This is a genomic window from Chitinophaga sp. SVR4-12A, from assembly GCF_056754765.1.
The window spans coordinates 5,572,625-5,591,292 of the sequence record NZ_JBPGWP010000001.1; the positions used below are offsets into that span (position 1 = coordinate 5,572,625).

An 18,668-nucleotide genomic window follows, 5' to 3' on the forward strand; every position below is an offset into this window, starting at 1 on the left:
TTTCATGCAGGCATCCTTCAAACATTAAACGCCTAAACTTTTAAACGTATTATAGTTGGCAAAATTCAGCGAAGTGCTGCAATGCCAGCGAGCACTCATCCGCTACTTCCCACATGCCCATATGCCCTGTGTCTTCAAAAATATGAATGCTGCTGCGGGACGGCAGGGTTACCTGAGGCAACACACTTTCCATAGGCACAGCGGTATCATCTTTTCCTATCTGGAACAGTACCGGTACGGCGATCTTTTGCAACACTGCCTTCCGTTCCGGCCGTTTTATCATCGCTTCGTAGTATGCGATCAGTGCTTCCACCTTACACTGCATGCCCATTTGTATCAATGCGTCTACCAGGGCGGGCTGCCGGTTTTTAGTGGCAGGGCTGAACATGCCTGGCACTGCCTGGCGGATGAAAGCCTCGCTGCCATATTGTTCCATGAGCTTAATAGACTTCCGCCTTGCTTCTTTCTTTTCCTCCGTATCTGCAGCGGCGGTGGAGTGGATCAAGCCCAGGCCCTGTACCAGGTCAGGATACTTTTCCGCAAAAGCCAGCGCGATGTATCCACCCATAGAGTGGCCCGCTATCACAGCTTTGTCAATCCCTTCTGCTAACAGTATTGCGTGTACGAAATCTGCCATGCTCTCAATGCTAAGCGGGTAAGTGAGCGGTGAATTGCCGCTGCCGGGCAGGTCGGGCGTTATCACAGTGAATTGCGCCTGCAATTGCTGTTGCTGATGTTCCCATACAGTACTGTTTTCCGGGAAGCCGTGTATCAGTACGATGGGTGCGCCATCTCCTGTAAGCTGGTAGGCGCCGATGGCATCCTGATGGTTAATTTCTTTCCACATATCCTTTCCTGTTAGTGAACCGCAAAACGGTCGAATAAACTAATAGCAATATACAAAATAAGACTGCAGCCTTTGAAAGAAGGTCACCATACTTCACGTAGAACGTAAAAGAGGTCTCCCGTGTTACATTTCCTTTTATGACAGCCTCCTCCCAATATGGTTGGGCCTGCTGAATGTCCCCTAAAGGCGTAATGAAGCAGGAAATACCTGTATTTGCGCTGCGGGCTATCCAACGTCGTGTTTCAATGGCCCGTAGCCGTGCATACTGCAGGTGTTGCCGGTGCCCTTCCGTACGGCCCCACCAGCCGTCGTTAGTAATGATGAACAACAGGTTGGCGCCCAACCTGACATGTTGCGCAACAAACTCGCCATAAATAGACTCATAGCATATAGTGGGAAATGCCTTAATGTGTTCTTCGGTGTTTTCCAGTATTGCTACTCCCGGCGTGCGGCCATAACTACCGCTGATGCCGCCCATATCCAGCGCCCAGTTCTCCATAAAGGAGAGGTAGCGGGAGTAGGGAATCAATTCCACACCCGGCACCAGGCGGGATTTATGATATATCTGTATGGCCGGAGAAGCATCTATCTGCAGGGCCGTGTTGAACGCATCGAAATAAGCGCCGTCTTCCATTTTCCTGGCAGAATAAGGGGCTTCGTCCTTATTTGGATAGTGCTTCAGGGTGGTAGCGCCGGTGATGAGTTTGGCCCTTGGGTATTGTTTTAACAGCTCCCGTACGGCTTGTACCGCCGGTTGTTCATTCAGGGAATGCTCCCATGCGCCGTGCGGAAACAGCGCCGTTTCGGGCCATACAATATAGACCGTATTGCTGTCTGCCAGTTCTTTGGTGAGGCGGATAAATTTTTCGAGCTGCTTTCCTTCTGCACCGTCGGCAAATTTATCATATGGGTCAATATTGGGTTGCACTATCACTATTGGCAGTGAGGGCCCTTTAGGTACCGTGAGAATCTTGGTATTGGAAACAAATACCAGTCCGCTCAGCAGTAATGGCAACACGATCACAGCAGCCGGTTTCCATCCTTCTTTCCATATAGCATCAGAAAATGGGGCCGGGTAGTTGCGGCCTTTCTGCCAGCAGCTGTAGAGGGCAATATTAACGCCCAGTATCCACAGTGTACCACCGCTGGTACCAGTATATTCATACCACTGGATCCACCCCGGATGCATGGCAAACACGTTGCCCAGCGTTAGCCAGGGCCAGCTGAGTTCCCAGTTGAGATGGATGTATTCAAACGTTAACCAATATACGATGAGGGTAAAATAACTGATAGCGGGGCCGAAGCGTTTGCGGCTGTTTTTGAATCCCATCCACGGAATGGTCATGATCAGCGCATTGGTTACATTGGCTGCAACGCCGCTCAGCGGAACGGTGGTGTTGCCTACCCACCAGGTGGTGCCTGCATTCCATATGAGCATGGCCAGGTATATACAGCCAAAATAGCCCCAGCGGTTCTGTATCAGGTCTGTAAGATACAGCAAGGGTATAAAGGCAATGAAGATCAGCAGTGTAAGCGGCGAGGTGGGCCAGGCTGCCCACAACAGCAAACCGCTGCCGATGCTCAGCAGCCAGGGGAGGAAGGAAGGAATACTACGTTGAGCCATATATCATGCAATAGGTTTCAAAAATACGGTATTGATGTTAACGGGACATGAAAAATCGATGGGTAGCAGTCCATCGTCGATGTGCTGTAAATGAAAAAGAGCCGGGATCTTCCCGGCTCTTCGTCGATATAAGTTAGTCAGCACATTTATCTGCTATAGTTCGGCGCCTCTTTCGTGATCACCACATCATGCGGGTGGTTCTCTTTCACGGTAGCCGGTGTGATCTTGATGAACTGTGCATCCTGCAACGCCTTCATGTCTTTGGAACCAGTGAGGCCCATACCTGCACGCAGGCCGCCTACAAACTGTGTAATTACTTCAGACAGTGTGCCTTTGTAAGGAACGCGGCCTACGATGCCTTCGGGCACCAGCTTCTTGATATCGTCCTCGTCCTGGAAGTAACGGTCCTTGCTGCCTTCCAGCATGGCTTCCACAGATCCCATACCGCGGTAAGATTTGAACTTACGGCCTTCGTAGATGATGGTTTCGCCGGGGCTCTCTTCTACGCCTGCAAAGATGGAGCCTGCCATGATACAGGAAGCGCCTGCTGCCAGGGCTTTCACCATATCGCCGGTATAGCGGATGCCGCCGTCTGCGATCACCGGTACGCCGGTTCTCTTCAGTGCTTCTGCGGCATTCATGATGGCAGACAATTGCGGGAAACCTGCACCGGTCACTACGCGGGTGGTACAGATAGAGCCAGGGCCTACACCTACTTTAACAGCGTCTGCACCTGCGTCTACCAGGGCTTTGGCGCCGTCGCCGGTGGCTACGTTGCCTGCTATTACCTGTAGTTTCGGGAAAGCTTTTTTCAGTTTCTTCAGGCTGTTCAGCACTGCAATGGCGTGGCCATGAGAGCTGTCGAGACAAACCACATCAACACCCACCTGTATCAACGCTGCTGCGCGATCCAGTACATCGCTGGTGATGCCTAAGGCAGCGCCTACCAACAGGCGGCCATATTCATCCTTGATAGCGTTGGGATAGCTGGTCAGCTGCAGGATGTCGCGGTAAGTGATTAAACCTACCAGCTTACCTTGTTTGCTTACTACCGGCAGTTTCTCGATCTTGTATTGCTGGAGTATTTTTTCTGCTTTTTTCAGGTCGGTGCCTTCAGGAGCGGTCACCAGGTTTTCTTTGGTCATTACCTCGCTTACCAGGCGTTTAACGTTCCTTTCAAAGCGGAGGTCTCGGTTGGTAAGGATTCCTACCAGTTTCTTGTGCTCGTCTACAATGGGAATACCACCGATCCCGTTCTCTTTCATCAGCTGTAATGCCTGTCCGATGGTAGCGCTGGCTTCCAGTGTTACCGGGTCCAGTATCAGGCCGTTCTCGCTACGCTTTACCCTGCGAACCTGTTCTGCCTGTTTCTCAATGCTCATATTCTTGTGCAGTATGCCGATACCACCTTCCCTTGCAAGGGCTATCGCCAGGTTAGCTTCAGTAACCGTATCCATGGCAGCAGATACCATGGGTATGTTGAGCTTTAGTTGTTTGGTAAGTTGGGTGGAGATGTTTACTTCACGAGGCAATACTTCAGAATAGGCCGGGACCAGGAGGACATCGTCAAATGTAAGGCCGTCATCTACAAACTTCGGTTTATTTTTCCCTGCAGGCATGGTGCAATTATTTGTCTGTTTAAAAATAATTGCACGCAAATGTACGGCTATTTACTGAATTAGAAAAAAATGCTGGATGCGGGGAGCCCAATGCTTAATGATAAATTCATAATATGCTCAGCGCTAAGTGTTTAGTGCTACGCGCCCGCTATCAGCCTATATCGTTGCCCGGGCATGCTTTCTACCATATTATGCATTTCCAGTTGTAAAAGTGTATTAGTGAGCCGGTGGCCAGACCACAGGCATCTGTATTGAAGCTCGTCGAAATGCTGTTCGCTTGATTCGCCGAAGAGCGATACCAGCTGCTGCTCATCTTCATTGAGCGTAACAAAAAGAGATGGCTGATGTACCACAGGCTTACGTTGGGCGGCCGGCTTCCAGTTCATCAGCGTCAGTATATCTTCGGCGCTGGTGATGAGGGCAGCCTGGTTGGTTTTAATGAGCTCATTGCAGCCGTTGGAGAAGGGATCTGTTGCCCGCCCCGGAACAGCCATTACATCCCGGCAATAGCTGTTGGCAATATGGGCAGTGATCAGGGAGCCTCCTTTCAGTCCGCTTTCTATCACAATGGTGGCGTCTGACAGGCCTGCTACGATGCGGTTCCGTTTAGGGAAGTTCTGTTTGTCGGGCATCGTCATACTCATAAAATCTGTTAACAGTCCGCCATGGTCCAGCATGGCAGTGGCAGTAGGCCTATGTGCAGCCGGGTAGATACGGTCAAGGCCATGGGCCAGTACGCCTACTGTGCAGATCTGGTGTTCCAGGCATGCCTGATGTGCAAAAATATCGATCCCATAAGCTAGTCCGCTCACAACTGTGATGCCGTGTGAAGCCAGTCCGGCGGTGATCTCCTGACATATTTCCCTTCCATACCTGGTAGGGTTGCGGGTACCGATAATATTCACGATCCTGGGAGCATTCAGGTTGGCATTACCTTTAAAATACAGCAGCAGCGGGCTGTCTGCACAATGGTGAAGCCGCTGCGGGTAGGCAGGGTCTGTATAAAAGAGCGGCTGTATGTTGAATTTTTCAATGAAACGGATCTCCTGCTCTATGCGGTCAAAATCGCGGAATTGCTTGATGGCGGCGGCGCGTACAGCGCCTATCTCCGGCAGCCGTTCCAGTTCACGCTGACGGGCATTGAAAATGTTGCCGGCACTTTCAAAATGAGTGAGCAGCTTTTTAGCGGTAATATCTCCGATCTGGGGAATGCAGGTAAGGGCTACCTGGTAAAATAATTCTGTAGGCGCAAACATGGACGTTCTTACTTTTCCCTAAGTTAAGACATCCTTTCATGCCTTCAAAACATTGATCAAAGGCTGATCACTTTGAATTCAGTCCTTCTGTTTTGGGCCCTTCCTTCTTCTGTGTTATTATCTGCTACAGGTTTTGTTTCTCCGTAACCTTTGGCGCGCAGGCGTGAAGCAGCGATACCTTTTTGTGTGAGATAGTTCACCACGGCCTTGGCCCTGTTCTCAGACAGCAGCAGGTTATCTTTAACAGCGCCTACGTTGTCTGTATGCCCGCTGATCTCAGTAACCAGTCCTGCATTGTCTTGCAGCAGTTTCACCAGTTTGTCCAGTTCTATTTGAGAAGCCGGTTGAAGAGTGTATTGTTTGCTTTCAAAGAAGATATTGTGCAGTACAATAGTGGCATTGGTTTCTATCGGCTGCAGCGGAATGTTCTTCTCAGGAGGAGTAGCGGTTTCCTGTTGCGGCAATGAGAAATTATCTGAGTAGAACAGGTATCCGCGTTTGTTCACATTAAAGGCGTAGGATTTTCCAAGCGGCAGCGGCACCAGGTATTGGCCGCTGTCATTACTTTTTACCAGGGCTACTACAAACCCGCTTTGCAGGTCGGTAAGTTCCAGGTCGGCGCTCAGGCGTTGCTGTGTTTTAGCATCGTACACGTATCCTTTAACATAGAGGGTAGGCAGAGGCCTGGCGGCGGGGTACAGCTCAAAGCTGTAAATATCCAGCGCGCCGCGGCTATCTGAACGATCGGAAGCAAAGTAGGCGGTTTTACCGTCTGCTGCTACTATCAGGCTGGCGTCTTCGTCTATGGTATTGATAGGATAGCCCAGGTTTACGGCTGGGCCCCAGCTGCCGTCTGCCTGGCGGCGGCAGTAGAAGATATCCATGCCGCCATAGCCGGGATGGCCGTTAGAGGCAAAGAACAAGGTCTGGTTATCGGCGTGTACAAAGGGCGTAGTTTCGCGGCCCCTGGTGTTGATGTTAGGGCCCAGGCGTTCTGCTGGTCCCCATTGCCCGTTGGGCAGGCGGCGGCTCATGAAGATATCTGCGCCTGCATCAGGTGTTTCCCTGGTGAAGTAAAGTGTTTGTTTATCGGCAGACAGGCAGGGTTGTGATTCCCAATCCCGTGTATTAACGGCAGCGCCTATATTTTGTGGGGCCTGCCACCCGTCTTTTGTTTTTATAGAGTAATAGATATCGCAGCTGCCTTTGCCCTGGGGAAACTCGCAGCCTGTGAACACCAGCATCTCACCGTCCTGTGATATCTGCTGTGCGCCTTCATTAAACGCGCTGTTCACCGGCTCTCCCATATCAGTGGCTGCCTGCCACTCGAGGCTGTCGCGTTGTGAAATGTAGAAATCTTCATTCTTGCCATTCACACGGCGGGTAAAGATCAGTGTCTTATCATCTATAGTGAGGCTGGGAAAATATTCCGGGTCTTTTGAGTTAATGTGGTCTCCCAAATTATGTGGTTCAAAGGGCACCTGCTGAACGGCGGCGTTAACGGCAAACTCATAGTTGGCCTTTAGTGCGGCGGCTTTGGGGCTTGCACTTTTATTTTGCATGAGGTACTGATCGATCTGCTGCAGGGCGGTCTGGAACTGCCCGGTGCCCGCTAATGCACGGGAATAAGCCACCATGGCCGGGCGTAAGGCGCTGCTATCCAGTTGTTTGAGTTTCTCAAAGCTGGCGATAGCGTCTTTGTATTTCTTCATCGTCACATAAGTGATGCCCAGTTGGCCATAAGCATCTGCAAAATTTGGTTCTATACGGATGGCATCCCGCAGATAGCCAATGGCGGCGGAATCGTTATAATCCCTGATCGCTAAAATAGCGTTATCAAAGCTGGCCTGCGCCTTTTTCTTGGCGGTTTCGTACGTAACGGTCTGGGCCTGGGCGAACAGGCAGCTTAACAGGATATAGCCGAGGAATACAGATCTCATGTGCGATGTGCTGATGATGGATTAACGCGAAGATATACTTTAATATTTTTCCTTATGGTACGTTAATGTACTTGTGGATCTGCAGGGAAAGTTCCCACTGGGGATGATCTTTAATGTAGTCGATGATCAGCGGGGTCATTTCAGCGGCTTTTTCCCATTCCGGCTGCAGGTACAGTTTGCAGTGCTTATTAGCCATGGTGGCATATTTTTCTGCCCAGGCAAAGTCTGATTTGTTGAAGATCACCACTTTCAGCTCATGCGCCTGTGCGCAGATCTCGGGCAGGGGCGCCTTGAATTTTTTGGGAGACAAGGTGATCCAGTCCCATTGTCCGCTCAAAGGGGATGAGCCGGAGGTTTCAATATGGGTACGGAACCCGCGTTTATGCAGCGCCTTGCACAAGGCGTTGAGGTTATGCATTAAAGGCTCGCCGCCGGTAATAACGGCAATGCGGCCAGGGTGGCGGGCAGCTTCATCAGCCAGCCCGCTCACCGCTTGCTGAGGGTGCCTGGAAGCATCCCAGCTGTCTTTTACGTCACACCAATGGCAGCCAACATCACAACCGCCCAGGCGTATAAAATACGCTGCTCTTCCCTGGTGGTAGCCTTCACCCTGAATGGTGTAAAACTGCTCCATCACGGGAAGCGTGTCTGTCTGAACGTTGATATGTAGATCTGCCGCTGTCATATTTAAAGTAATATCTCTCTCCACAAAGGTCCTCATTTTTCCGCTATCCCTAGTTCATCAGTACTTTTTGTCCCAGGGATGCATGATAGGTATTCTTCAGCAGGGCTGCGATGGTCATGGGGCCAACGCCGCCGGGTACCGGGGTGATGTAGCTGCATTTAGGCGCTACTTCGTCGAACTTCACATCACCTATCAGGCGGGAGCCGCTTTTCTTGCTGGCGTCCGGCACGCGGTTAATACCTACATCCACTACAACGGCCCCATTTTTTACCATATCGGCGGTCACAAAATTGGGCTTGCCGATGGCGGCGATGATGATATCTGCCTGGAGGCAAAGCTCTTTCAGGTTGGCAGTTTGCGAATGGCATAATGTAACGGTGCAGTTACCGGGATGGGTATTCCTGCTCAGCAGTATGCTCATTGGTGTGCCTACAATATGGCTGCGCCCGATCACTACGGCATGTTTGCCTTTGGTGGCGATATTGTAATGTTCAAGCATGAGCATAATACCGTAAGGCGTAGCCGGGATGAAGGTGGGCAGGCCGCTAACCATTTTACCTACGTTCATGGGATGGAAACCATCCACATCTTTACTGGGATCAATGGTATTGATCACCAGTTCTTCGTTGATATGTTTGGGCAGGGGCAGCTGTACAAGGATACCGTCAATATCGGCATTTTCATTCAGGAGGGTAATATTGTCCAGCAGGTGCTTTTCGGAGATCTGTTCATCAAAGCGTAATAAAGTGCTGTTATATCCTATTTCAGCACAGGATTTTACTTTGGAAGCAACATAAGTTTCACTTGCCGGATTATTGCCAACGAGGATGGCTGCCAGGTGAGGTGTTTTTTTTCCGGTGAGCTTTAATTCGGCCACTTTATTGGCCAGCTGGGCTTTTATAGCCTCTGATACAAGTTTACCGTCTAAAATTTGCATGCGCAAAGGTAAGATTAATAACAATAAGGTAAACAGCAGCGGGCTGAAGAATCTTAATGAAAGAAAAGGAAAGACAAAATAAAAGAAATGGTAGAAATGATCATTTTGCCTGGAATACTTAGCGGAAAATAATTGATTACTAAAGAAGAAGAGAGGGGCTGGGTTTGGCGTAAGTCCCGCAAAACAAGTTCCTGTGTCAAATCGTTACGATGAATTACTGGAACTTGTTTTGCGAAGCGGTGAATACGCTATACGTGAACTTACAGTTGATGGTTTAGTGGAAATTATAAAAGCACAAGGCCTACAATATAGGCATATTTTCGTAAAAGTTAAATTTTCTACAAATTTTTTTTAGCCTTTTTGCTAAAAATCTGAAAGCAATCGAAACCATGTTGTAACAGGTATCTGCAAAACTGAAAGCATTTATAACGGTAGTGGTTGCTATTCAGTAAGTTAACCTGAAATAACTATACGGCTACCTTCGGTGCTGCTGCCAGGATATGCGCCGGCGTTTGGGCGGCATATTTTTCAAAGTTCTGTACAAATTGGTTGGCCAGGTTGTTAGCCTGCTTGTCGTAGGCTTCGGGATCAGACCAGGTAGTGCGTGGGTCCAGCATGTCTGCCGGTACGCCTGGGCACATTTCCGGAACGGCGAAGCCGAATATGCCATGCTCCTTGTAAGCCAGCTTGTCCAGCTCTCCTTTTAAGGCAGCCGTGATCATGGCGCGGGTATAACGCAGTTTGATACGCTCTCCAACCAGGTAGGGGCCACCGGTCCAGCCAGTATTCACCAGCCATACATTCACCTGGTGGCGTTGCATCTTTTCTCCAAGCATTTGCGCGTATTTGGCGGGATGCAGGGGCAGGAACGGCGCTCCGAAGCAGGCGCTGAAGGTGGACTTCGGTTCCGTGATACCTGTTTCTGTACCTGCTACACGGGCGGTGTAACCGGAGATGAACTGGTACATCGCCTGCTCCGGCGTAAGCCTGGATATAGGAGGCAATACGCCGTAGGCATCGCAGGTAAGTAAAAAGATGTTTTTGGGGATACCTCCAATGGATGGTTCGAGTGCATTATCAATATAGTGTAAGGGATAAGATACACGGGTATTCTCCGTGATCTTTTTATCCGCATAATTCACTTCGTTAGTGTCCGGGTAGAACCCGATATTTTCCAGCAGCGCTCCCGGGCGGATGGCATGGAAGATCTGCGGTTCATGCTCTTCCGTCAGGTTAATACATTTGGCATAGCAACCGCCTTCAAAATTGAATACGTTCGTGGCAGACCAGCCATGTTCGTCATCTCCTATCAGCTTACGCTCAGGGTCTGCGCTCAGGGTGGTTTTACCGGTACCGCTCAGGCCAAAGAAGATAGCGGTATCGCCATCTTTACCCAGGTTGGCGGAGCAGTGCATGCTTAATACGCCTTTATAATAGGGCAGTTCGTAATTAAGAATGGTGAAGATCCCTTTTTTGATCTCGCCGGTGTAGGCGGAACCGCCGATCAGGATCATCTTCTTTGTAAAGTTCACTACAGAGAAGTTGTGCTGACGGGTACCGTCTGTGGCGGGATCAGACATGCAGCCGGGCGCCTGGATGATGGTCCAGTCGCTATCCTGGTACTCTACTTCCTCTTCACTGGGGCGAAGGAACATGTTGTAGGCAAACAAGCTGGCCCAGGGAGTTTCGGTGATAACACGGATATTGGTACGGTGCTCAGGATCTGCGCAAGCATAGCAGTCCCTCATCCATACATCCTTGCCAGAAAAATAACGGGTGATCCTCCGGTAAAGTATATCAAAGAACTCCGGGGTAATGGGCTGATTAAAGTCGTTCCAGTTAACGGTGGCGGCGGTATGCTCGTCCTTTACAATGAATTTGTCTTTGGGGGATCTGCCGGTGAACTCTCCGGTGTTTACAGCCAACGCTCCGTTATCTGCCAATATGCCTTGCCGGCGGGCTAATGTTTGTGCAACCAATTGGCTGGGAGAAAGCTGGTGATAAATGTTGGCTGTATCTACTATTCCTAACTCCCGCAGCTCAGCTGTGGGGTTTCTTACGCTGCTCATTTGCATACAGCAAGATTGTTTTGGTGTAATAGCAAAACTAGGGAATTTTTGATGTTTTCGAATTTCCAGGCCTTGGTTTAGCTAAATTTAGTAGATATAAAGCTTTTTAAGTCTTTTTGTTGAAAATTATCAAATGGATTCGATTACATCCTAACGAAATTTTAACACCCGGCGGAGTAGGGGTACCGCTACAATAGCCTGTCTTATTACACAGTCAAAAATCCGTAGCTTTGAACCCGCTAAACATTAAACAATTATGAAGTATTTGCCTTTGGACCCGCAGCTCTTTGTGAAAAACCGCCAGCGCTTTACTGCCCTCATGAAACCGCAGTCTATAGCGATCTTTAACTCGAATGATGAACTGCCTTCCAATGGCGACGCTTTATATTCCTTTAAACAGAATTCAGACCTCTACTGGCTCACCGGTATCGTGCAGGAAGATACCATGCTGCTGCTCTACCCCGATAACCCGGATCCAAAGTACCGCGAAGTGCTGGTACTGGTACGGCCTAATGAAATGAAGGAGAAATGGGATGGCCACCGCCTGCGCAAAGGGGAAGCCCAGGCCATCTCGGGGATCTCTACCATCGTATGGCTGGACAGCCTGGACGCCTTGTTACAGCAATGGATCCACGAGGCGGAAAATATCTATCTTAACACTAATGAGAATAACCGCAAGGCGAGCCTGGTGCCCGTACGGGATTACCGCTATGCCGAAGAGATGAAAGCCCGTTACCCGCTCCACAATTACCTGCGGGCCGCCCCGATCTTCAAAGCAACCCGCGTAGTGAAAACACCGGAAGAGATAAAGGTTATACAGCAGGCCATCGATATTACCGAGAAAACCTTCCGCCGCCTGCTGGGCTTTATTCGTCCCGGGGTGTGGGAATACGAGATCCATGCAGAGATCTACCACGAATTCCTCCGCAGCAGGGCCACCGGCGAAGCTTATAGCTCCATTATCGCCAGCGGCGACCGTGCGCGTATACTCCATTATATATCCAATAACCAGGAGTGTAAGGATGGAGAGCTGATCCTGATGGACTTTGGCGCCGCTTACGGCGGTTACAATGCAGACCTAACCCGTACGGTACCGGTGAACGGCAAATTTACCGCCCGCCAGCGTGAAGTATACGACGCCTGTCTGCAGCTGCATAACTACGCCAAGTCTATCCTCAAACCAGGCATTACCATCGCAAAATATCATGAAATGGTAGGCGTGGAAGCCGGTAAGGCATTTGTACGCTTAGGCTTGCTTACTGAGGGAGACATCAAAAACCAGGACCCGGAAAGCCCTGCCTACCGCAAATATCTGTACCACGGTATTTCCCATCACCTGGGCGTAGATGTGCATGACCTGGCCCCTTCTTTCCAGCAGCCCATACCCGAAGGCGCTGTGCTTACCGTAGAGCCGGGCATCTATATAGAAGAAGAAAAAATGGGCATACGCATAGAAAATAACATCTGGCTGACGGCCAGCGGAAATGTGGACCTGATGAAGAACATACCTATTACTGCCGACGATATTGAAGCATTAATGAAGAAATAGTCAAAAGTCCATGGTCAATGGTCCATAGTCCATGGAATAGCAGGTATAAATGTGATCTTATGGCATTTAAGTTTGAAAAGCTACAAGTATGGCAGAGAGCATTGGATTTGACGGAAAAAGTAGATAATATTACTAAGGCCTTTCCAAAATCGGAACTATTTGTACTAGCTCCTCAGATCAAAAGGGCGGCGGATTCTGTTGCGTTGAATATTGCGGAAGGTTCTACAGGGCAAAGTAATGGAGAATTTAGCAAATTCCTTGGATATGCGGTGCGTTCCGCTGTAGAAGTGGTTGGATGTGTATTTATTGCAAAAAAAAGAAATTTGATAGATGAAATTATTTTTGCTGATTTGTACAATGAACTATCTGGATTGATAAAAGGTATCCAGGCATTAAGAAATTCATTAGATAAACCAATATCATCGTCAACAATTAACTGAACCGTCCTCGACTAGGTCTAAAGGTTGTTAATCACTATATTACGTGTCACAACTATGGACTATGGACTATGGACCATGGACTAAAAAATGAAGCAGCTTTCTAACGTCCTTACATTGGGAAACCTTTTTTGTGGCGCCCTCGCAATTATTTTCATATTACACGCCCCGCAGTATATCGCGGAGTTTAACGGTATTGAATATACGGTTACCAACCCGGAGCCGGTGTACTGGGCTTCCGGCCTGGTGGTACTGGCAGGTGTGCTCGATTTTTTTGACGGCCTGGTAGCCCGCTGGCTGGGTATACAATCGCCCATGGGCAAGGAGCTGGATTCACTGGCAGATGTGGTAAGCTTTGGCGTAGTGCCGGGCATGATCCTCTTCCGCCTGCTGCGCAGCGCTTATATGCAGCAGCCCGACGTGTTTGACGTATCTTATTTTAACCTGGCCCCGGCCTTACTGGTGCCCTGTTTTGCGGCTTATCGCCTGGCCAAGTTCAATCTCGATACCCGGCAGGCAGACTTTTTCATCGGGGTGCCAACACCTGCAGTAGGCCTGCTGGTAGCCTCCTTTCCGCTGATCCTGCTGTATAATTCCTTTAACCTGGGCCACTGGCTGCTGAATATCTGGGTACTGTACGCGGTGATCGTCGTGCTCTGTTACCTGATGGTGGCCGAAATACCCATGATCAGCCTCAAGTTCAAAAGCCTGCGCCCTGCTGAGAACTGGCCACGCCTGGTATTGCTGCTGTTAGTAGTGGTGGCTATCCCGGTACTGCACTACGCCGCCGTACCTTTTGCATTCATTTGCTACGTGATCCTCTCACTGGTGGCGCCTCCGGGAAAGATAAGCGCCCCTGCCAACAACTAAGCACCTGGCAACTCTCAACTATTTTAGTTAGGTTTGCACTCAAAATTTTTAGCAAAATGACATTTACTGCGCACATTAATGTGATGCCACTGAAAGAATTGCTCGACCCCCAGGGTAAAGCGGTGATGAGCGGTTTGAAGAACCTTGGTCTTGGACAGGTACACGATGTAAGGATCGGCAAACACATTACCCTGCAAATAGATGCCGCTTCCAAAGAAGAAGCCCAACAACTGGCAGAAAATGCCTGTCAGAAATTACTGGCTAACCAGGTAATGGAATTTTTTGAAATAAATATTCAATAAGCTATTGGCTGTTAGCTTTTAGCCGTTAGTCCTTAGCTACGTATAAAAGCTAATAGCTAACAGCTAAAAGCTAAAAGCTGATGTCCAAGCTCTTCATCGTTCCTTCTCCCATCGGCAACCTCGCTGATATTACTTACCGCGCTGTAAAAGTGCTGGAAGAATCGGAACTGATCCTGGCAGAAGATACGCGTACCTCCGGCATACTGCTGAAGCACTACAACATCAACAAGCCGGTAACTCCTTATCATCAGCATAACGAACATAAAGTGCTGCAGCATTTACTGCAGCAGCTGCAGGCTGGTAAGACCATGGCCCTGCTTACAGATGCAGGGACGCCCGGCGTCTCTGATCCCGGTTTCCTGCTTGTACGGGAATGCATACGCGCCGGTGTACCTGTAGAATGCCTTCCTGGCGCCACCGCCTTTGTGCCCGCCCTGGTGGTAAGCGGTATCCCCATGAACCGTTTTACATTTGAAGGTTTCCTGCCTCTTAAAAAAGGCAGGCATACCTTATTAACGCAACTGTCGCAGGATGAACGCACGATCGTCTTCTATGAATCTCCCCAGCGCCTGGTAAAAACACTGGAAGACCTGATCCAGTACTTCGGCGCTGCACGGCCCTGCTGCGTATGCCGCGAGCTCACCAAAATGTTTGAAGAGCACGCCCGCGGCACCCTGGAGGAAGTCCATGCCCATTTTAAAGAAAAAGGTGTTAAAGGGGAGATTGTAGTGATAGTTGGAGGGAAATAAATCCCAAATTCCAACCCCCAAATTCCAAACAGGAATGCCGCTCGTGTAGTTTGCGTTTGGATGTTGGAATTTGGTATCTGGAATTTTTATTTTGCAGTTTTAAACCAAGTATTGGATGAAGTTATCTATCGCAGGAGCAGCACTGCCTGTATTGTTATTGGCAGTCAGCGGGCTGCATGCACAGCCCGACCGTTGGCAGCAACGGGTGAATTACACCATGGACGTCAAGATGAATGTAGCCACCAACCGCCTCAACGGTAAACAGCGGCTGGAGTACACCAATAACTCACCCGACACGCTCTACAAAGTATTCTATCACCTTTACTGGAACGCCTTTCAGCCCAACAGCATGATGGATGTACGCAGCCGTGAACTGGGCAAGAAAGCCCTGCCTAACGGCCGCCAGGACTGGGATGCCCGTGTGCGTGACCGCATCTCCAAACTGCAGCCGGACGAGATCGGTTATCAGAAGGTACTGTCGCTGAAACGCGATGGCCGCCCCCAGCAGTACAAAGTGGTGGAGACCATCCTGGAAGTATACCTGGACAAACCCATTCTGCCCCGCTCCAAAGCCGTGTTCGAAATGGATTTTGAAGCGCAGGTACCTGTTCAGATCCGCCGCAGCGGCCGTCATAATTCAGAAGGGGTAGACTATTCCATGTCGCAATGGTATCCCAAGATGTGCGAATATGATTACGAAGGATGGCATCCTACCTTTTATGTGGCCCGCGAATTCTACGGCGTATGGGGCGATTATGAAGTGAAGATCACCATCGATAAAAAATATGTAATAGGCGGCACCGGTTATCTCCAGAATCCCAACGAAATAGGTTATGGTTATGAGGCCCCGGGCGCTACAGTTAAACGCCCTGCAGGTAATACCCTTACCTGGCATTTTAAAGCACCGAACGTGCACGACTTTATGTGGGCGGCAGATCCGGACTATAAACACATTACCCAGCAGGTAGACAGCTTCACCGCGCATTTCTTCTACCTGGAAAATGAGACCACCAAAGAAACCTGGCCACAGCTCGCTAAAATGGTCCCGAAAGCTTATGCATACATCAAAGCGCATTACGGGCCTTATCCTTATAAACAGTATTCGTTTATACAGGGCGGTGATGGCGGCATGGAATATCCCATGGGCACCCTCATCATGGGCAATGGCAAGATGAGCGGCCTTTATGGCGTGGCCATGCACGAATGGATGCACACCTGGTACCAGATGATGCTGGGTACCAACGAAAGCCTCTACCCCTGGATGGACGAAGGCTTCACCTCTTTTGCAGAAGACAATGTGATCCACAATACCATTGACAGCCTGCAGGTGGAGAGCGCCCAGGCAGGTTCTTATAACGGCTACTTTGCCCTGGTGAGAAGCGGACTGGAAGAACCAATGAGCACGCATTCCGATTTCTTTGACACCAATTTTGGCTACAGCACTACTGCCTACTCCAAAGGCGCTGTGTTCCTGGAGCAGCTGGGCTATATCATCGGCGCGCAGAACAGGGATAAAGGCCTGCTGCGTTACTACTGGACCTGGCGCTTTAAGCATCCAAATGCCAATGATTTTATTCGTGTAATGGAGAAGGAAAGCGGCCTGCAGCTGGATTGGTACCGTATGCTGTTTGTAAATACGCTGAAGCATATCGATTATGGTATTGACACCCTCTTCGAGAAAGATGGCAAAGCTGTTGTACGCCTGCGCAGGATCGGGGACATGCCTATGCCTATCGACCTGATGGTGACCACCACAAACGGATCAAAAGTGCTGCATTATATTCCCTTATCACTGATGTTTGGTGAAAAGCCGCAGGAAGATAATACCAAACGCATCACGCACGAATGGTGGACCTGGACGCATCCCACTTATGATGTTGAACTGGGCGTTCCCCTGCGGGAGCTGAGCTTCCTGGAGATTGATCCCAGCCAGCGTATGGCGGATATAGACCGTTATAACAACATGATCAAAATACAGTAATCAACATTTGGTTGTAAGATTGGAAAGATGGAGGGCCTGGCATGTTTCAATGTGTCAGGCCCTCCATCTTTCTACTTTAAATATATAATAATTTATAATTTGTAGGAGGAATAGCGTATCTTCGCGCCGGTTTTCATGAGAGAATATCCCTATACCTGAACCTATATACCGTATGACACGCTTACGTTCCGTGCTTACGCTCTTTTGCGTAGGCATAACCCTTCACGGCATTGCACAGACCGATACCACTGTGCGGCCATCCCGTCCGGCAAAGAAGCCCGTAAATAACACGAAGCTGGAGCTTGTATACAAGAACAGTATTCATGAGAGTTTCAGTAACGGCCATTACCGTTCTTATTCCGTATCACATCCCTTTATCCGCATCAATGACGGAGACCCTGTGCTCATCGACAAACGGGGAAGTATCCTCAGAAAATATTATGCAAAAGCGCCGCTGGCCAATGAACAGCTGAACCTGATGAACCAGCATCTTAACCGTGGGCGTACCGCTTTCTGGGTAGGCGGCGCTGTTGGCGTGGTCACAGCATTCAGCGGCCTCTTTGCTGCTGCCAAGGATGACGCCAGCACTTCTGTATTCTGGACACGCTTCGGAATAGGAGGGGGCATTCTGCTGGGCGGCGGCATCTATTCGCACATCCAGCAAAAAAAAGCAGATAAAGCCCTGCGTTTGTCTGTAGACCTCTACAACAGCCGCTATTACAAACCATTGCCTGCAGACTCTCTGCTTGCTGCGAAGGCCGGGGCTTCGTCTATCCCTACCGAACCTTCAGAAAAGAAATTTTACAAGGATACTGTCTACTATAATCTCACCAGGAACGAGCCGGAGAACTCCGGTCTGTTTGGTATTGCGATCTATCCGGCCAATGTTGACCTGGACGGCAGGAATATGAATATGAGTGTGGGATTTGAAGGCTATTACACGTATAAAAGCCTGTTCGGCATCAGCCTTTTAGGGTACATGCCTTACCTTGATGCTATCAAGAACCGTACAAATGAAAAGCCCTTCGGCTGGGAAATGTATGGTGTTCCTACCAGGTATCAGCGCATGCTGAGAGCAGAGCTGCAAACAAAGTTGAGCGTGCTGACCTGGGAAAAGGAGACTTCCTATGGAATAGCTGTACCCAGCGGCATACCAGGAGTAGCGGGCGTTGGCAGTGTAAAAGGTAAAAAGCTGAAAGCGCTTACAGCCAGGCTTGGATACCATTTCGAGAACAAGGTGATTGAAAATGACAATGGTATTCCCTTTGCTTCTACCACGCCGGATTATGTTTATTACAGCGCGGCTTTCCCTGAGGGCTATCCGCTCACACTGACTGAAACTTCCCTTCACTCCTCCAATGCGATGATGCGTTCCCATATTATAGCAGCGGGTATAGGCCTGAGCACATTCAGGGATATGGAAGTATGGCTGATTAAACAAAAGAAAAGCGATGCATCGACAGGCCAGCGCGACTTTTATATAGACCTTTTGTATGCGGCTTCAATTAGCCTGCAGGACATTGTTTACTATCATCCTTTACCGGAAGGTAACGGTGCCAGTATGCCACACCGGTTGAACCTCGATGCCACACCTATGAAGAAAATAGGTTTCCGCGTGGGATATGAAACGCTCAGCATGCTCTGGCCAAGGTTTGGAACAAAGTTCGGTATTGAAGCAGGCATGCGCCCGGGTCCTAAAATGGCGACAAGTGAAGACAACGCCTACTTCCGTCTCAGGATAGGGATTGTTATCGGCGCCCGCGCTGCTCAGGAATAATCATGGTCTCACTCAATCTTTACATT

15 protein-coding genes are annotated in these 18,668 nt (G+C 49.5%); 7 read left to right on the top strand and 8 right to left on the bottom strand.

Annotated features, from left to right (window positions below):
* Positions 1 to 49 precede the first annotated feature (49 nt).
* The 8 genes from ACR9Y8_RS22675 to pckA form a co-directional block, all read right to left on the bottom strand.
* A complete protein-coding gene (locus tag ACR9Y8_RS22675; RefSeq protein ID WP_481215537.1) occupies positions 50 to 847 on the bottom strand; it encodes an alpha/beta fold hydrolase in 798 nt (265 codons plus the stop codon).
* Positions 831 to 2,471: an apolipoprotein N-acyltransferase gene (lnt, locus tag ACR9Y8_RS22680; RefSeq protein ID WP_481215538.1), complete on the bottom strand. Its 1,641-nt coding sequence runs from the start codon at positions 2,469 to 2,471 to the stop codon at positions 831 to 833. The genes ACR9Y8_RS22675 and lnt overlap by 17 nt, the downstream gene beginning before the upstream one ends.
* A 146-nt stretch (positions 2,472 to 2,617) precedes the next feature.
* Positions 2,618 to 4,090 (bottom strand): IMP dehydrogenase, encoded by a 1,473-nt coding sequence (gene guaB / locus ACR9Y8_RS22685; protein ID WP_481215539.1) that lies wholly within the window; start codon positions 4,088 to 4,090, stop codon positions 2,618 to 2,620.
* A 137-nt stretch (positions 4,091 to 4,227) separates the two neighbouring features.
* Entirely contained in the window at positions 4,228 to 5,346 is a 1,119-nt protein-coding gene (gene dprA / locus ACR9Y8_RS22690) for a DNA-processing protein DprA (RefSeq protein ID WP_481215540.1), read from the bottom strand.
* A gap of 56 nt (positions 5,347 to 5,402) precedes the next feature.
* Positions 5,403 to 7,286 carry an OmpA family protein gene (locus ACR9Y8_RS22695; protein ID WP_481215541.1) on the bottom strand — a complete coding sequence of 628 codons (1,884 nt, stop codon included), beginning with the start codon at positions 7,284 to 7,286 and terminating at the stop codon, positions 5,403 to 5,405.
* Between the two features lie 52 nt (positions 7,287 to 7,338).
* Positions 7,339 to 7,995: a 7-carboxy-7-deazaguanine synthase QueE gene (locus tag ACR9Y8_RS22700; protein ID WP_481215542.1), complete on the bottom strand. Its 657-nt coding sequence runs from the start codon at positions 7,993 to 7,995 to the stop codon at positions 7,339 to 7,341.
* A gap of 25 nt (positions 7,996 to 8,020) precedes the next feature.
* Positions 8,021 to 8,908, bottom strand: a complete 888-nt coding sequence (folD, locus tag ACR9Y8_RS22705; RefSeq protein ID WP_481215543.1) for a bifunctional methylenetetrahydrofolate dehydrogenase/methenyltetrahydrofolate cyclohydrolase FolD — start codon at positions 8,906 to 8,908, stop codon at positions 8,021 to 8,023.
* 467 nt (positions 8,909 to 9,375) lie between these two features.
* Complete coding sequence (gene pckA / locus ACR9Y8_RS22710; RefSeq protein ID WP_481215544.1) at positions 9,376 to 10,983, bottom strand: phosphoenolpyruvate carboxykinase (ATP); 1,608 nt, start codon at positions 10,981 to 10,983, stop codon at positions 9,376 to 9,378.
* A gap of 250 nt (positions 10,984 to 11,233) precedes the next feature.
* Between pckA and ACR9Y8_RS22715 the strand changes: the two genes are divergently transcribed.
* The 7 genes from ACR9Y8_RS22715 to ACR9Y8_RS22745 all read left to right on the top strand — a co-directional run bounded on the left by ACR9Y8_RS22715 (position 11,234) and on the right by ACR9Y8_RS22745 (position 18,642).
* The gene (locus tag ACR9Y8_RS22715) at positions 11,234 to 12,526 is read left to right on the top strand and encodes an aminopeptidase P N-terminal domain-containing protein (protein ID WP_481215545.1); all 1,293 of its coding nucleotides are present in this window, start codon (positions 11,234 to 11,236) and stop codon (positions 12,524 to 12,526) included.
* Positions 12,527 to 12,585: 59 nt separating this feature from the next.
* Positions 12,586 to 12,966 carry a four helix bundle protein gene (locus tag ACR9Y8_RS22720; RefSeq protein WP_481215546.1) on the top strand — a complete coding sequence of 127 codons (381 nt, stop codon included), beginning with the start codon at positions 12,586 to 12,588 and terminating at the stop codon, positions 12,964 to 12,966.
* An 87-nt stretch (positions 12,967 to 13,053) separates the two neighbouring features.
* The gene (locus ACR9Y8_RS22725; protein ID WP_481215547.1) at positions 13,054 to 13,833 is read left to right on the top strand and encodes a CDP-alcohol phosphatidyltransferase family protein; all 780 of its coding nucleotides are present in this window, start codon (positions 13,054 to 13,056) and stop codon (positions 13,831 to 13,833) included.
* A 56-nt stretch (positions 13,834 to 13,889) separates the two neighbouring features.
* Complete coding sequence (purS, locus tag ACR9Y8_RS22730) at positions 13,890 to 14,135, top strand: phosphoribosylformylglycinamidine synthase subunit PurS (protein ID WP_298732030.1); 246 nt, start codon at positions 13,890 to 13,892, stop codon at positions 14,133 to 14,135.
* A gap of 80 nt (positions 14,136 to 14,215) precedes the next feature.
* Complete coding sequence (gene rsmI, locus ACR9Y8_RS22735; RefSeq protein WP_481215548.1) at positions 14,216 to 14,884, top strand: 16S rRNA (cytidine(1402)-2'-O)-methyltransferase; 669 nt, start codon at positions 14,216 to 14,218, stop codon at positions 14,882 to 14,884.
* Between the two features lie 115 nt (positions 14,885 to 14,999).
* Positions 15,000 to 16,865, top strand: a complete 1,866-nt coding sequence (locus ACR9Y8_RS22740) for a M1 family metallopeptidase (protein WP_481215549.1) — start codon at positions 15,000 to 15,002, stop codon at positions 16,863 to 16,865.
* 172 nt (positions 16,866 to 17,037) lie between these two features.
* A complete protein-coding gene (locus ACR9Y8_RS22745; protein WP_481215550.1) occupies positions 17,038 to 18,642 on the top strand; it encodes a hypothetical protein in 1,605 nt (534 codons plus the stop codon).
* Positions 18,643 to 18,668: the final 26 nt, after the last annotated feature.

Bases quoted from the DNA above. Each gene is read 5' to 3' on its own strand.
- ACR9Y8_RS22675 (WP_481215537.1), bottom strand. From the start codon at position 847: ATGTGGAAAGAAATTAACCATCAGGATGCCATCGGCGCCTACCAGCTT.
- ACR9Y8_RS22715 (WP_481215545.1), top strand. From the start codon at position 11,234: ATGAAGTATTTGCCTTTGGACCCGCAGCTCTTTGTGAAAAACCGCCAG.
- ACR9Y8_RS22740 (WP_481215549.1), top strand. From the start codon at position 15,000: ATGAAGTTATCTATCGCAGGAGCAGCACTGCCTGTATTGTTATTGGCA.
- pckA (WP_481215544.1), bottom strand. From the start codon at position 10,983: ATGCAAATGAGCAGCGTAAGAAACCCCACAGCTGAGCTGCGGGAGTTA.
- rsmI (WP_481215548.1), top strand. From the start codon at position 14,216: ATGTCCAAGCTCTTCATCGTTCCTTCTCCCATCGGCAACCTCGCTGAT.
- ACR9Y8_RS22745 (WP_481215550.1), top strand. From the start codon at position 17,038: ATGACACGCTTACGTTCCGTGCTTACGCTCTTTTGCGTAGGCATAACC.
- ACR9Y8_RS22720 (WP_481215546.1), top strand. From the start codon at position 12,586: ATGGCATTTAAGTTTGAAAAGCTACAAGTATGGCAGAGAGCATTGGAT.
- lnt (WP_481215538.1), bottom strand. From the start codon at position 2,471: ATGGCTCAACGTAGTATTCCTTCCTTCCTCCCCTGGCTGCTGAGCATC.
- guaB (WP_481215539.1), bottom strand. From the start codon at position 4,090: ATGCCTGCAGGGAAAAATAAACCGAAGTTTGTAGATGACGGCCTTACA.
- ACR9Y8_RS22725 (WP_481215547.1), top strand. From the start codon at position 13,054: ATGAAGCAGCTTTCTAACGTCCTTACATTGGGAAACCTTTTTTGTGGC.
- ACR9Y8_RS22695 (WP_481215541.1), bottom strand. From the start codon at position 7,286: ATGAGATCTGTATTCCTCGGCTATATCCTGTTAAGCTGCCTGTTCGCC.
- dprA (WP_481215540.1), bottom strand. From the start codon at position 5,346: ATGTTTGCGCCTACAGAATTATTTTACCAGGTAGCCCTTACCTGCATT.
- folD (WP_481215543.1), bottom strand. From the start codon at position 8,908: ATGCAAATTTTAGACGGTAAACTTGTATCAGAGGCTATAAAAGCCCAG.
- purS (WP_298732030.1), top strand. From the start codon at position 13,890: ATGACATTTACTGCGCACATTAATGTGATGCCACTGAAAGAATTGCTC.